The organism is Methylobacterium sp. Leaf118 (genome assembly GCF_920984675.1).
GTDB lineage: Bacteria > Pseudomonadota > Alphaproteobacteria > Rhizobiales > Beijerinckiaceae > Methylobacterium.
The window spans coordinates 1-14476 of sequence record NZ_CAKLBV010000042.1; the positions used below are offsets into that span (position 1 = coordinate 1).

Sequence of the window (14476 nt, forward strand, 5' to 3'; positions counted from 1 at the left end):
ACGCCTCCTCGTCCTCGTCCGCGGGGAGCGCGGCCGGGCGGCGGGAGGCGGGGGACGGCGCCTCCTCCCCCTCGTCGGGGGCCTCGTCGAACACCGGCTCGCGGCGGGTCGGGACGGCACGCTCGCGAGCCTGCGGCGTCCACGGGGCTTCCTCCGCATCGGCGAAGGCGCGGCGGGCGGCGAGCGCGGGGGAATTGCCCGCATAGGCCACGCCGTCCGCCTCCTCCGCCGGGGCTTTCCAGGACTCGACCCGGTCCCGCAGGGAGGCGCGTCCCCGCATCACCGCCTGCGCCACGGCCCCGAGCGACAGGATGCCGAGGCTCGGCTCGTCGGCATCGTGGCGCTCGGCGGCGCGCCCGGACCCGCCGCCGGACCGGACCGGGGCGCGGACGGCGGCGTAGGGCGACTCGTCCTCTTCCTCGAAGACGGGCTTGGCGACCCGGCAGGCCGCAGTCAGGCTGAGGATGGCGATGGCGGCGAAGACGAAACCCGCGAAGGCGGCGAGCGGTCCGATCAGCATCCGGGTTCCGGCGAGCAGGGCATCGCCTGCCACGCCGCCCATGCCGGTGGGCAGGGGCCAGCGGGCGGTGGGCGGCAGGGCGCTCGCGACCGCGCTGGCCGAGAGCACGCCGACGCACCACAGGGCGATGCGCAGGCCCCCATGCGGCAGGTCGCGCTCGCGCATCAGCCGCACGCCCCACAGGACGGGCGGCAAAGCGAGCACGATCGAGCCGAGGCCGAGGAGCTGCATGGCGAGATCGGCCACCACCGCGCCGGGGCGACCGAGCACGTTGTGCGCCCGCTGGTCGGTGGCGTGGTTGAGGCTCGGATCGGCGATCGACCACGTCGCCAGGGCGACGGTGAGCGCGACCGCGCCGGTGAAGAGGATGAGGCCGCCACACTCCGTCAAGCGCTTGGCCAGAAACGGCCGCAGGCTGTCGACGAACGTGTCGTAGGGCGACGCGGAGCGGCGAAGGGAACGCATGCGGGATACCGGACCGATGGCAACGGTGCGGTAAGGCTAACACCGGCGCGTTAACGGCGGGCTAAGCATCGGCGGCAGCGCACGACACGGTGGCCCGCCCCCGAAACGACGGAAGCCCCGGAGGTGATCCGGGGCTTCGATCGCTCTCGGCCGACCCGCGTGAGAGCGCGGGCGGCGTGGGTCTCTTAGAAGGTGAAGCCGGTCTCGATCAGGTAGCGCTCCTGCGAGCTCTTGAGGCCGTTGCGGCCGAAGCCGGCGCCGACGCCCAGCCCGAAATCCTTGGCGACGTCGTAGGCCTGCACCGTCGCGAACTCGCCGCGGATGAAGTAGCGCTCCCAGGTGTAGGTCGGGGTGATGGTGAACGAGAAGGCCGAGCTGCCCGGTCCGAACAGCACGTTGGTGGCGGTCACGCCGGCGAAGTCGCCGCGGGTGCCCGACTGGGCGATGTACTCGACGCGACCGGCCAGACCGAAGTTCTCGTTGAAGGCGTAGCCGGCGAGCAGGGCGCCGCCCCAGGTCTCAGCACCGACCAGAGGGGTGAAGTAGTTCGGCTTGCTGGCGACGTTGGTGTACTGGACGTAAGGCGAGATGATCCACGGCCCGTTGGCGTAGGTGTAGTTCAGGCTGACGATGCTGCTGTTCTGCAGCGAGTTGATCGTCGCGAACTGGAAGCGCGGGCTGCGGGTCGAGGAGTCGAAGTCGCTGAAATGGGTCCCGCCGTTGATGCCGATCGTGTTGGAATCATCGAGCTTGTAGGTGATGAGACCGGTGACCCAGTTCAGCTGGCCCGAATAGAACCCGTCATTGACCGAGATCGAGGCCGCCAGGGGGCCGCTGGCGTAGTTCACCTGGACGCCCTGGTTGATGAAGTTCTCCTGGTTGAACACCAGACCGCGGGAGATGTTGAGGTTCTGGTAGGAGAACAATAGCTCGGAGCCGATGTTGGTGAACATCCGGCCGGCCTGGATCGACCACTCGTCGTTGATCTGCCACTTGCCGACCGCGACCGGCACCGGTCCGAACAGCGACTCGGTCTGCTCGAAGGAGGAGTAGAGCGGCAGGCCGAGCGCCGGGATCGAGTAGAGGCCGGTATGGACGTAGAACTGGAGCGGGCCGTCGGCCTTCTGGATCCAGGCCTGGAGGTTCGTGAAGTCGACGCGGCCGTAGCGGTCCAACTCACCGCCGGGGGCGACGATGCCGAACGCGTTGGTCTGCGTGTAGGCGAAGCCCGTCACCGCGCCGCCGACATAGATGTCGCCGATGCCGGTGGTGAAGCAGGCCGGGTTCGGGTTCGCCTTGATGAGACCGCCGAAGGTCGGGCTCGAGATCGCGGCCTTGCAATGCTCGACGGCGATGATCGGCGGCGCGGACTTCATCGGCATGTCGGCAGCCAGTGCCGGCCCGGCGACAAGGAGGGAGACGGCGGCCACCGAGGCCTTCAAATGCAGTTTCGCGGTCATCGAGCTCAGCCCCGGTTTCTTGATACGGTCAAGGTGCCGTAGAGCCGGCTGCACCGCAAAATGAAGTTTCGGGCAACTGCCCAACGTTTAGGCAATTACGGCCACGCTTGGGCGATGCCAAAGACCTGTTGCCGATCGATCACATTTACTGGAGCCCCCTAGGAAGGACGCTTCCCATTCTCACGCCGTCCCGCGCGAGCGGGCGATGTCCGTCGTCGGGGCGGGCCCTGATCGCCCGCGGCGCCGGGGCGCGGCGGGCCTCGAAACGCGAAGGGCCCCGACGCTGTCGCGCCAGGGCCCTTCCGACGATTGTGGCATCCGCCGGAATGTCGGCGCCGGCTCTCGGAAAGAGCCGGCGCCGAGGAGACGCTCGGAGACTCGCCCCGGATGCGATGTCCAGGACGAGTCTCCGATGGGGGATGCGGGTCAGTAGTTGTAGGCGCGCTCGCCGTGATCGGCGATGTCGAGGCCTTCGCGCTCCTCTTCCTGCGTGACGCGCAGGCCGATCGTCAGGTCGACGAGCTTGTAGAGGATCGCCGAGCCGATGCCCGACCACAGGATGGTGAAGCCCACCGCCTTGGCCTGGGTGATGAGCTGGGCGGTCATATCGTAGGTGCCGAGCACCAGCTCGCCGGGCTTCGTGGTGTAGTCCGGGATGCCGGCGCCGCCGAGATCGGGCGAGACCAGGATGCCGGTGGCGAGGGCGCCGAGGATGCCGCCGACGCAGTGGACACCGAACACGTCGAGCGAGTCGTCGTAGCCGATGGCGTTCTTCACGGTGGAGCACATCACGAAGCAGGCGCCGCCCGCGACGAAGCCGAGCACGATCGAGCCCATCGGGCCGGCGAAGCCCGCGGCCGGGGTCACCGCGACGAGGCCGGCGATGGCGCCCGAGAGCATGCCGAGGAGCGAAGGCTTGCCCTTGGCGGCCCATTCCACGAACAGCCAGGACACGGCCGCCGCGGCGGTGGCCACGAAGGTGTTGATCATCGCCACACCCGTGGTGCCGTTGGCCTCGAGGTTGGAGCCGGCATTGAAGCCGAACCAGCCGACCCAGAGGAGCGAGGCGCCGATCGTCGTCATGGTCAGCGAGTGCGGGGCGAGCAGGTCACGGCCGTAGCCGATGCGCTTGCCGAGCATCAGGCAGCCGACGAGGCCGGCGATGCCCGCATTGATGTGCACGACGGTGCCGCCGGCGAAGTCGAGGGCGCCCCACTTGAACAGCAGGCCGGCATCGGCGAGCACGGCGTCGTACTCGGCCTTGGCGGCGGCATTCGCCTCACCACCCGCGGCGGCGAGCTTGCGGGCGGCGTCGGCGAAGACATCCGGGCCGCCCCAGTACCAGACCATATGGGCCATCGGGAAGTAGATCAGCGTCACCCAGAGGATCGTGAACACGATCAGAGCCGAGAACTTCATCCGCTCGGCGAAAGCGCCGACGATGAGGCCGGGGGTGATCATCGCGAACGTCATCTGGAAGCAGATGTAGACGTATTCGGGGATCACGACGCCGTTCGAGAAGGTGGCCGCCACCGAATTGGCATCGACACCCTTGAGGAAGGCCTTGCTGAAGCCGCCGATGAAGTCGTTGAGGCCGCCGCCGTTGGTGAAGGCGAGGCTGTAGCCGTAGGCGACCCACAGCAGGCAGACGATGCAGGCGATGGCGAAGACCTGGGTCAGCACCGAGAGCATGTTCTTGGTGCGCACCAGGCCGCCATAGAAGAGCGCGAGGCCCGGCACGGTCATGAGCAGCACGAGGATGGCCGAGAGGAGCATCCAGGCGGTGTCGCCCTTGTTGGGCACGGGCGCGACGGGGGCCGCTTCCGGGGCCGGCGTCTGCGCCAGGGACGGCTCGACGAGGCAGAGACCGAGCACGGCCCCTCCCAGGCCGAGCGCGAGGAGGTGTCGAAGTTTCATGGACGGAAAGCTCCTGATCGCTTCAAGGCGAGAGCGCTGTGGGGAAAGGACGGGCGGCGGGCCGGCGCGGGCGGGAGCGGTCGCGCGTCAGAGCGCGTCGACATCGGTCTCGCCGGTGCGGATGCGGACCGCCTTCTCCAGCGGCATCACGAAGATCTTGCCGTCCCCGATCTGGCCGGTGCGGGCGGCCCCGGCGATGGTGTCGATGACGTTGGTGACGAGGTCGGCGGCGACCGCCACCTCGATCTTGAGCTTCGGCAGGAAGCTCACGGCGTATTCGGCGCCGCGGTAGATCTCGGTATGGCCCTTCTGCCGCCCGTAGCCCTTGACCTCCGTCACGGTCAGGCCGTGCACCCCGATCCCGGTTAGGGCGTCGCGAACCTCCTCCAGCTTGAACGGCTTGATGATCGCCATCACGATTTTCATGGGCGGCGCCCCTTTGCGTTGTTCGTTCCACCGCCGGCCGCGTACGGCCGAGACCCAGGTTCCGCAGAGGTCGAAAGACCCTGCGTCCGGGCGCCCTCATTCAAGGACTATGCCAAGCGGAACCTTTTTCGGATTCGCGCCGATGCCCAGATGCTGAGCGGGGCTTGAGCGGCGGGCGGGCAATGCCCGCGGACGAACTGCCTTCAAAAAAGGCATTCGCGCCATTTGGGCGGCAATTCCCCTCGAAATGCCTGTCTCGACGCCAGCCCCGGCGTCGCGGCGGCGGCGCGGCCCGCTCAGCGGCGGCGGGGACGGATCAGCCCTTCCTGGGCCACGGAGGCGATCAGGTGCCCTTCCTCGTCATGCAGAGTGCCGCGGGCGAAGCCGAGCGCCCCGGCGGCGCTCGGGCTTTCCTGCGAATAGAGCAGCCACGCATCGGCCCGGAACGGGCGGTGGAACCACAGGGCGTGGTCGAGGCTCGCCGACTGGATGTCGGGGTCGAACACCGTACGCCCGTGCGGGATCAGGGTGGCGTCGAGCAGGGTCATGTCGGAGGCGTAGGCGAGCACGGCCCGGTGGATCGCCGGATCGTCCGGCAGCGCCCGGGTGGCGCGCATCCAGACATGGTAGCGGGCGGGCCTCGGCGTGCGGTCGCGGTAGCGCTCGGCCTCGACGGGGCGCAGCTCGATCGGCCAGGCCTGGGTGAAATAGGCCAGCATCGGCGCGGGCACGATGGTGCTCCCGGCCGTGGCGAGGCTGCGGGCATCAGCGAGTGCCTCGGGCCCCGGCACGTCCGGCGGCGCGGCGGCGTGGTCCAGGCCGGCCTCCGCCTCGTGGAACGACACCGACATGGCGAAGATCGCCTGGCCCCTCTGGATCGCCTTGACCCGCCGCGTGGTGAAGCTGCCGCCGTCGCGGATGCGCTCGACCTCGTAGATGATCGGGATCGTGGGATCGCCGCCGAGCAGGAAATAGGCGTGCAGCGAGTGCGGCGGGCGCGACGACACCACGGTGCGCGAGGCCGCCACGAGGCTCTGGGCGACGACCTGCCCCCCGAACACCCGCGTCCAGCCGATCGCCGGGCTCACTCCCCGGAACAGGTCGGTCTCCAGGCGCTCCAGATCGAGGATCGAGAGGAGGGTGTCGACGGGATCGGACATGACGGCTTTCGCAGGCGGCGTTTCGGTCGTGGGGTGGGCCCAGGGCCCGTGGCGACTAGGATAGCGGCCCGCGCGGACGGCGCCACGGGGCCCGGGCGCCTGCGCGGCCCACCGCCCCATGGGTGGGCGGGTGCGGCCGGAGCGCGGTCCGGCTATGACGGGCACGAGGAATGCGGGCGCGGATGCCGCGCGGGAGGAACACGCCGATGGCCGCCACCGATCGCCGCTCCGGGAGCCGCAGCCTGCTCGTCGCCGGGGCGGGCCTGCCGGGTCTGACCCTGGCGGTGGCTCTGAAGCAGGCCCACCGGGACGCCCTCTCGGTCGCCGTGTGCGATCCCGGCCTTTCGGTCGGCGCCGCGCGCCATCGCGGGCGGGCCTATGCCGTCGCGGCGGGCCCGCGGCGCATGCTGGCGCAGCTCGGCCTCTGGGGGCGGATCGAGGCCGCGGCCGCGCCGATGCGCCGCCTCGTGATCAGCGACAGCCGCGTCGGCGATCCGGTCCGCCCGGTCTTCCTGACCTTCGGGGACGCCGAGGCGGAGGCCGAGCTGCGGGCGGAGGGCGAGCCCTTCGCCCACATGGTCGAGGCGGAGCCCCTGGCCGCGGCGCTGCTGGAGGCGGCCGAGGCGGCCGGCGTGCGGCTCGTTCCGGCGGGGGTGCGGGCGGCGGTCCCGGAGGGAGGCCGCATCCGCGTGGATCTGAGCGCGGGCGAGCCCGAGACCGCCGCGCTGGTGGTGGCCGCGGACGGGGCGCGCTCGCGCCTGCGGGAGGCGGCCTCGATCGGCTGGATCGGCTGGTCCTATCCCCAGTCGGGCATCGTCGCGACGGTGCAGCACACCCGCGACCACGAGGGCCGGGCCTTCGAGCATTTCCTGCCAAGCGGTCCCTTCGCGATCCTGCCGCTGCGGGCGGGCGGCGCCCTCGGGCATCGCTCCTCGATCGTCTGGACCGAGCGCAGCGCCGACGTGCCGGCTCTGCTCGGCGGGGATGCGGACGAGACCCTCGCCGAGATCGAGCGCCGCTTCGGGTCGGAACTGGGCCGGATCGCCCTGGAGCACGGCCCCTCGGCGCACCCGCTGGCCTTCGGGATCGCCCGGTCGTTCCGGGCCCCGCGCCTCGCGCTGCTCGGGGACGCCGCCCATGTCATCCACCCGGTGGCAGGCCAGGGGCTCAATCTCGGCCTCGCCGACGCGGCGGCGCTGGCCGAGGCCGTGACCGGCGCCCTGCGGCTCGGGCTCGATCCGGGGACGGACGAGGTGCTGCAGGCCTATGAGCGGGCGCGCCGCTTCGACACCGTGGCGATGGCGGCGGCGACCGACGGGCTCAACCGCCTGTTCTCGAACGACAGCCTCGGCCTGCGGCTCGCCCGCGATTTCGGCCTCGGCCTCGTCGATCGGATGCCCGGGCTCAAGCGCTTCTTCATCGGCCAGGCGGCCGGCCGGCGGGCACAGGGCCCGCGGCTGCTGCGCGGCGAAGCCCTGTAGACGATCGGGCGTCCCGAGGGATCGTCCCCCGGCGGGGCGCACGGGGACAGGTCCGGGCCGCGCCCCGCAATCCCGGGACAGGGCGCGCCCGTCCGAGACCCCGCGTCAGCCAAGGCCCCCCGCGTCAGCCAAGCCCCCGCGTCAGCCCTTGGCCTTCGACGCCTTCTCGCGCTCGACGCCCTCGAGGATCAGCCGCTGGGCCTCCTCCTTGTCGCCCCAGCGGACGACCTTGACCCATTTGCCGGGCTCCAGGTCCTTGTAGTGCTCGAAGAAGTGCTGGATCTGGTGGAGCGTGATGTCCGGCAGGTCGGTGTAGTTCTCGATCCGGTCGTAGCGCTTGGTCAGATGGCGCGAGGGGACGGCGATGATCTTCTCGTCCTCGCCGGCATTGTCCTCCATCACCAGCACGCCGACGGGGCGCACGCTGATGATCGCGCCCGGCGCGATGGCGCGGGTATTGGCCACCAGCACGTCGCAGGGGTCGCCGTCGCCCGACAGGGTATGAGGGATGAAGCCGTAATTGCCCGGGTAATGCATCGCCGTATAGAGGAACCGGTCGACGACGAGGGCGCCGGCCTCCTTATCCATCTCGTACTTGATCGGCTCGCCGCCGATCGGCACCTCGACGATCACGTTGACGTCGTGCGGCGAGTTCTTGCCGATCGAAATGGCGTTGATGTCCATTGTCCTGAGCTTTCCTGATCCTGCCGCCCGTCTGCGCGAAGGCGGCCTTGAGGCCCTATCGCGGCAGGGTGCAGTCTTAGAGTGCTCGGACCGGAAAGAAAATCGTTCCTTCGACGAGGCGGGACTCTATGGCCTTCGCAACACCGTTCAGGTGAACAAGTAGGCGACCTTCGGCAGGCCGACGCCCGACACCCGCTCGATTCCCTCGGGGCCCGGCACGCCGCCGAGGCGCTCGTAGAAGGCGCAGGCCCGGGCGTTGTCGGCCAACGCCCAGACGCCGATGCGGGTCAGCCCGCGGTCGATCAGGTCGTTGCGCACGGCCCGAAACAGGCGCGTGCCGAAGCCGAGGCCCTGGAATTCCGGGGCGATGTAGAGTTCGTCGATCTCGCCGTCGGCCCGCATCGTCCGCTCGCGCGCCCGGCCATAGGCGGCGTAGCCCGCGATCGTCTCGCCGAACTCGACCACGGCGAGGCCCCGGCCGCCGCCGATCATTGTCCCCCACGCCGATGCCCCGCGCTTGGCCAGGAAGCGCTCCAGGGCCAGACCCGGGATCACGCCCTGGTAGGCCTCGCGCCAGGACGCGTCGAACACCGCCGAGAGACCGGCCGCGTCGGCCGCGCGGGCGCGGCGGATGCTCACCGTGTTCGTCGCCATAGGACCGGCTCCGCCTCCGAGAGGAGACGGCATGATGGGGGCAAACGGCGCGGTTCGGCAACGGCGAAAGCGGTCACGCGGGGGGCGCGTTGTCGCGCGAATCGGGGGCTGGTAGAGGAGCGCTCCGAAAGCCCCGAGCCGCCCGCCCGTGTTCGATCGCTTCCTGCCCCCCGCGATGCGCCGCGCGCGACGCACGCCGCGCGTCTCGCGATTCGAGACGCCGATCGCCGGGCCGACCTCCCGGGCGAGGGCCTGGGCGAGCATGCTGCTCGTCGATCACGGCATCTTCCGGCTGGTCTATCCCAATCGCCATCGCATCGGGTCCGGCCTCGTCTGGCGCTCGGCCCAGCCCAGTCCGCACCAGCTCGCCTGGTTCAAGCGCCAGGGCGTGCGCACGGTGGTGTCCTTACGCGGCGGGCGCGAGCACGGCTCCTGGCCCCTGCAGCGGGAGGCCTGCACGCAGCAGGGGCTGACCCTCGTCGAGTTCGTGCTGCGCTCCCGCGAGGCGCCCTCCCGCGACACGATCCTGGGGGCGAAGGCCTTCTTCGCCGGGCTTGACTACCCGGCAGTGCTCCACTGCAAGTCGGGCGCCGACCGGGCGGGCCTCGGCGCCGCCCTGTTCCTGATCCTGCACGAGGGCCGCCCGGTGCGGGAGGCCGTGGCCCAGCTCTCGCCGCGCTACGGCCATTTCCGCTTCGCCAAGACCGGGATCCTCGACGCCTTCTTCGCCGCCTATCTGCGCGAGGGCGAGGCCCGGGGTCAGAGCTTCACGGAGTGGGTCGAGCACGATTACGATCCGGAGGCGCTCAAGCGGGGCTTCCGCCCGGGCTTCTGGTCCGACCTCGCCGTCGACCGCGTGCTGCGGCGGGAATAAACCGGCTTGGCCTTGTCGTTCCGACGCCTGTTCGCCCGCCGTCCGCGGAGCGCCCCCCTCGACGACGGCAGCGGGTCCGGCCCGCGCATCGCCGTGATCGGCAATTGCCAGGCGCGCGGCGTGGCGGAGGCCCTGCGCATCCTCGCGCCCGGGGCGCGGGTGCGGCTGATCCCGATGGCCGAACTCGGTCGGCGGGACCGCTCCCTCGACGCCTTCGCGGCGGGCCTCGCCGCCTGCGACCACGTGTTCTCGCAGCCCTTCCCGACGGGCTTCTTCCCCGATGGCGGCGCGGAGCAGCTCCTGGCGCGGCTGCCGCGGGCGCGGCTGTTTCCCGCGATCGTGTTCACCGCCTTCCACCCCGATGCGGTCTATGTCGGCGACCTCGGCTCGCTCGCCCGCACCCGGCTCGTGCCCTCGCCGCTCGGCACCTACCACTCGGCCATCGCCCTCTACGGCTATCTCCGCGGCCTCTCGGCGGCGGCGACGCTGGCGCTCTACCGCGAGGAGGTCTTCGCGCGGTTGGGCTATCTCACCGCCTGGGACGAGGCCGCCGCCGACCTGATCGGATCGAGCCGCGCCATCGGCTTCGACCTGTCGGCCGAGCTGCTGCGCTGGTCGCGCACGGGCCTGTTCATGCACAACATCAATCACCCCCGCCTGGCGGTGCTCGGCGACCTCGCCGCCCGGCTCCTGCGCGAGGCGGGGATCGCAGCGCGCGCCGTCGCGGTGGAGGCCTACGCGCCCGACAGCCTCCTCGACGATCCGATCTGGCCGGTCTACCCGGCGGTCGCGACCCTCTACGGGGTGCCGGGCTCCACCGTGTTCAAGCGGCGGCAACGCGGCGCCGCACCGCCCGCGACGCTCGGCCTCGACACCTTCGTGCAGGAGAGCTTCGCCCTCTACCGGCGGCAGAGGCGGGAGACGCTGACCTGCCACCGCGTCACGCATTGGGGCAACGTGCCCGAGATCCGGGAGATGTTTCGCTAGCTCTGTGACCCGAGCGGCGGAGGCCGGCCCTCGGAACAAGCCGAGGCGGCGCGGGACCGTTTCGCCGCGACGGGAGAACAAACGCCGGTCGATACACAAGAGCAGCGGCCGCGATTCGGCCCGCGCCGATCAGTCGTCCTGCTCGCCGCCGCCGGGCCCCGCGCGCTCGGCGAGGCGGGCGAGCGTGGTCATCTCGCGGAACCAGGTCCGCACGGGCTTGGCCGGGGTGCCGCCCCAGCGCGAGCCGGGCGGCACGTCGCGGTTGACGTTGGAGGAGCCGGCGATCTGCGCGCCCATGCCGATGCGCAGATGGCCGACCACGCCGACCTGGCCTCCGAGCACGACGTAATCCTCCAGCGTGGTCGAGCCGGAGATGCCGACGCCCGAGACGATCACGCAATGGCGGCCGATCACCACGTTGTGGGCAATCTGGACGAGGTTGTCGATCTTGGTCCCCTCCCCGATCACCGTGTCGCGGGAGGCGCCGCGGTCGATCGTGGTGTTGGCGCCGATCTCGACATCGTCCTGAACGATGACGCGGCCGACCTGCGGCACCTTGAGATGGCCACCCGGCCCCATGGCAAAGCCGAACCCGTCCTGACCGATTCGGGCGCCCGGATGGACGATGACGCGGTTGCCCACCAGCGCATGGGTCAGGGTGGCGCCCGCCCCGATCGAACTGTCGCGCCCGATCCGCACGTTCGGCCCGATCACGGCGCCCGGGCCGATCACCGAGCCGGACCCGATCTCCGCGCCCGGGCCGATCACGGCGCCGGGATCGACCCGCACCCCGTCCTCGAGCCGAGCCTGCGGGTGGACATGGGCGCCGGGCGAGATCCCGGACGCGCCGAACAGCGAGCCCGGCCGCATCGCCTCCTCGTAGAGGCGAGCGAGAAGCCCGGCATAGGCTCGGTAGGGATCGCGCAGGACGAGGGCGACCGTGCCTTCGGGCACGCGGGCGGCGAAGCGCGGCGAGACGAGGCAGGCGAGGGCCCGGGTGGCGGACAGGGCCGCGCCGTAGCGGGCATTGTCCATGTAGGCGATCTCGGACGGCCCGGCCGATTCGAGCGGGGCGGCGCCGGTCACGGGACGGCTCGGGTCGGCGCCCTCGGGCAGGGACACGCCGCAGGCCTCGGCGACATCGCCGAGGCTCAGGCCGCCTTTCGGCGTGATGAAGACGGGATCTGACATGAGACGATAACGCGCCGAGCCGGGAAGGTTCGGCGCGTCATGAGGTCAGAAGCGGGATCCGCCGGAGAAGCGGAAGGCCTGCGTCTGATCCTGGCCGACCCGGCCGAAGGCGGTCTTCACGCCCTCGTCGCGGCTCAGGGCATAGGCGTAGTCGAAGCGGATCGGGCCGAGCGGCGAGTTCCACAGGATCGAAGCACCGACCGAGGAGCGGATCGTCGCCTTGTCGCGCACGTTCACGCATTCCGGCTCGACCTTGATCGCGTTCGCGCCGAAGCTCGCGTAGTCGCACTGCCCGCCGGGGCCGATGCCGTTGATGAAGGCGTCGCCGTTCACGTTGAAGCTGCGCGATCCGCTATACCCGAACAGCGTACCGGCATCGGCGAACACGGCACCCTTCAGACCGAGATCCCTCGGAATGCCCCAGATCGGGAACTGGATCTCGAGGGTCCCGCCGACATAGGTGGTGCCGCCGATGGCGTTGGAGCGGGTGTCGGCGATGCCGACGTCGCGCGGGCCGATGCCGTTCGGGGCGAAGCCGCGGACCAGCGACGGGCCGAGGAAGAACTGGTCGGTGATGCGCAGCGGCTGGTCGTTCAGGGCCGAGATATGACCGCCCTGGAGGCGGACGAAGCCGACGACGTCTTCCCACAGCTCCTTGTAGTAACGGGCGTCGCCCGTCACGCGGAAGAACTTGGAGTCGCCGCCGATGCCGGCGACGTCGGGCTTCAGTTCGGCATAGAAGCCGTTGGTCGGCCGCTGCAGGTTGTTCAGCGTCGAGTAGGCGAGCGTCACGCCCGCGAGCGAGGTCAGGGTCGAGCCCCGCGATCCCTTGAGCGCGATCGAAGCCTCGCCGTCGAAGGCACAGTTCGGATAGAGCGCCTGCTCTCCCGCCGCACCCGTGGCGTAGATCGGGTTCGCCGGCGTTGACCCCTGGATCTGCGTGTAGCCGGGGATCGGCGACGAGCAGTCGTTGTAGGGCCGTTTGACGGTGTTCGGGATCGACAGCTCGGTGTTGTACAGCGAGTAGCGGAAGGTGACGCCGAAATCTTCGGTGATGGGCAGGCCGACGCGGAGCTGGCCGCCATAGACGGTCGTCTCGTAGCGCGAGTACCGGGTCAGGTCGGAATACTTGTAGAAGGCGTCGAACCCGGCGGCGAGCCGGTAGCCGAGGAAGTACGGCTCGGTGAACGAGAAGTCGAAGCCCTTGGCGTACTGGCCGCCCTGGCCGGCGACGCGGACGTACTGGCCTCGGCCGAGGAAGTTCGACTCGGAGACCGAGACCTCTCCGATGATGCCGTCCTGGGTCGAGTAGCCGCCCGCGACCGAGAACGAGCCCGTGGGCTGATCCTCGACATCGATGTTCACGACCACGCGGTCGGGCGCCGAGCCCGGCTCGTTGGAGAAGCGGACCTTCTTGAAGAAGCCGAGGCCGTTGAGGCGGCGCTCCGCCCGGTCGACCAGCACGCGGTTGTAGGCATCGCCCTCGGTCAGGTCGAGCTCGCGGCGGATGACGTAGTCGCGGGTGCGGGTGTTGCCGCGGACGTTGATGCGCTCGACGTAGACGCGCGGGCCGTCCTCGACCACGAAGCCGAGGGAGACCTGCCGGGTGGCGCGGTCGCGCTGGCCGGTGGGACGCACCTGGGCGAAGGGATGGCCCTGGCGGTTGACCTCGTTGGTCACGCCGACGAGGGTCCGCTCCACGTCCTCGGCGTTGTAGACGTCGCCGACCTGGGCGCGGATCTGATCGTCCAGCGCCTCGCGATCGATCCCGGGGATGCGCGGATCCACGGCGACGGCGCCGACGGTATACTGCTCGCCCTCGTCGACCGTGACGGTGACGGCCCAGCCGGCATCGTCCGGGGACTCGACGTAGCGCGCGTCGGCGTTGACGACGCGGAAATCGGCGTAGCCGTTCTTGAGGTAGTAGCGGCGGACCAGATCGACGTCCGAGGCGATCCGGTCCGGATCGTACACGTCGGAGGTCTTGATGAAGGAGAGGAAGTTCATCTCCGTCGAGGTCATCAGGCCGCGCAGAGTCGATTCCGAATAGGCGCGGTTGCCGACGAAGTTGATCGAGCGGATACCGGTCTTGTCACCCTCATCGACGGTGAACACGACGTCGGAACGGCCGTTGGGCAGGTCGACGAGGCGGTAGCTGACCTTGGCGGTGCCGCGGCCGTAGCGCTTGTACACCTCGCGGATGCGCTCCACGTCGGCGGCGATGACCGCCTGACTCAGGGCGCCGCGCTCCTTGGACTCGACGATGCCCTCGAGCGTGGACTTCTCGACCTTCTTGTTGCCTTCGAAGAAGACGCGGCCGATCACGCCGTTCTCACGCACGCGTACCACGGTGGTGCCGCCGCGCGCCGAGACCTGCACGTCGGCGAAGAGGCCGGTGGAGAGAAGATTGCGGCGCGCCTCCTCGGGGGAGCCGGACGCGGTACCGGTGACATAGGAGCGGATCGTGTCGGCATCGACGCGGCGATTGCCCTCGACGACGATCTGCTGGGCCTGGGCGACTGCGCCGCCGAGGATCACACCGGCGGCGGTGGCGACCAGAACGATGGCCCGCTCCGCCGACTTGCGTCGGCGCTTTCCCGTCATCGACATCATGTAATCGCCCGTCTCTTTTTTGTCAGCACGGGTTCGCACCCGCA

General features: G+C 70.3%; 12 protein-coding genes. 3 read left to right on the forward strand and 9 right to left on the reverse strand.

The genetic code is table 11. The features are described 5' to 3' along the window. The 5 genes from LW587_RS16530 to LW587_RS16550 form a co-directional block, all read right to left on the reverse strand. On the reverse strand, window positions 1-985 hold a 985-nt coding region (locus tag LW587_RS16530; RefSeq protein WP_232630692.1), incomplete at its 3' end, for a DNA translocase FtsK 4TM domain-containing protein. Window positions 986-1170: 185 nt separating this feature from the next. Beyond that, the gene (locus LW587_RS16535; RefSeq protein WP_232630693.1) at window positions 1171-2445 is read right to left on the reverse strand and encodes an outer membrane beta-barrel protein; all 1275 of its coding nucleotides are present in this window, start codon (window positions 2443-2445) and stop codon (window positions 1171-1173) included. A gap of 426 nt (window positions 2446-2871) precedes the next feature. Next, window positions 2872-4362, reverse strand: a complete 1491-nt coding sequence (locus tag LW587_RS16540; RefSeq protein WP_232630694.1) for an ammonium transporter — start codon at window positions 4360-4362, stop codon at window positions 2872-2874. Window positions 4363-4449: 87 nt separating this feature from the next. Next, window positions 4450-4788: a P-II family nitrogen regulator gene (locus LW587_RS16545; RefSeq protein WP_108940026.1), complete on the reverse strand. Its 339-nt coding sequence runs from the start codon at window positions 4786-4788 to the stop codon at window positions 4450-4452. A 296-nt stretch (window positions 4789-5084) separates the two neighbouring features. Next, entirely contained in the window at window positions 5085-5948 is an 864-nt protein-coding gene (locus LW587_RS16550) for an acyl-CoA thioesterase (protein WP_232630695.1), read from the reverse strand. Window positions 5949-6154: 206 nt separating this feature from the next. Here LW587_RS16550 and LW587_RS16555 point away from each other — a divergent pair, with 206 nt between their 5' ends. Beyond that, the gene (locus LW587_RS16555; protein WP_232630696.1) at window positions 6155-7429 is read left to right on the forward strand and encodes an FAD-dependent monooxygenase; all 1275 of its coding nucleotides are present in this window, start codon (window positions 6155-6157) and stop codon (window positions 7427-7429) included. Window positions 7430-7570: 141 nt separating this feature from the next. On the opposite strand, the gene ppa is transcribed toward LW587_RS16555, so the two are convergent. Together ppa and LW587_RS16565 are read right to left on the reverse strand one after the other, a co-directional pair. Further along, the gene (ppa, locus tag LW587_RS16560) at window positions 7571-8113 is read right to left on the reverse strand and encodes an inorganic diphosphatase (protein WP_232630697.1); all 543 of its coding nucleotides are present in this window, start codon (window positions 8111-8113) and stop codon (window positions 7571-7573) included. Window positions 8114-8260: 147 nt separating this feature from the next. Further along, on the reverse strand, window positions 8261-8767 hold the full coding sequence (locus tag LW587_RS16565) for a GNAT family N-acetyltransferase (protein WP_232630698.1): 507 nt from the start codon (window positions 8765-8767) through the stop codon (window positions 8261-8263). A 148-nt stretch (window positions 8768-8915) separates the two neighbouring features. On the opposite strand from LW587_RS16565, the gene LW587_RS16570 reads away from it, so the two are divergent. Both LW587_RS16570 and LW587_RS16575 read left to right on the forward strand, forming a co-directional pair. Then, complete coding sequence (locus tag LW587_RS16570; RefSeq protein WP_232630699.1) at window positions 8916-9641, forward strand: fused DSP-PTPase phosphatase/NAD kinase-like protein; 726 nt, start codon at window positions 8916-8918, stop codon at window positions 9639-9641. Window positions 9642-9668: 27 nt separating this feature from the next. After that, on the forward strand, window positions 9669-10628 hold the full coding sequence (locus tag LW587_RS16575) for a WcbI family polysaccharide biosynthesis putative acetyltransferase (RefSeq protein WP_442919157.1): 960 nt from the start codon (window positions 9669-9671) through the stop codon (window positions 10626-10628). A gap of 129 nt (window positions 10629-10757) precedes the next feature. On the opposite strand, the gene lpxD is transcribed toward LW587_RS16575, so the two are convergent. Together lpxD and bamA are read right to left on the reverse strand one after the other, a co-directional pair. Further along, window positions 10758-11819, reverse strand: coding sequence for a UDP-3-O-(3-hydroxymyristoyl)glucosamine N-acyltransferase (gene lpxD, locus LW587_RS16580; protein ID WP_232630701.1), 1062 nt, complete (start codon window positions 11817-11819; stop codon window positions 10758-10760). Between the two features lie 45 nt (window positions 11820-11864). Then, the gene (gene bamA, locus LW587_RS16585) at window positions 11865-14432 is read right to left on the reverse strand and encodes an outer membrane protein assembly factor BamA (protein WP_232630702.1); all 2568 of its coding nucleotides are present in this window, start codon (window positions 14430-14432) and stop codon (window positions 11865-11867) included. Window positions 14433-14476: the final 44 nt, after the last annotated feature.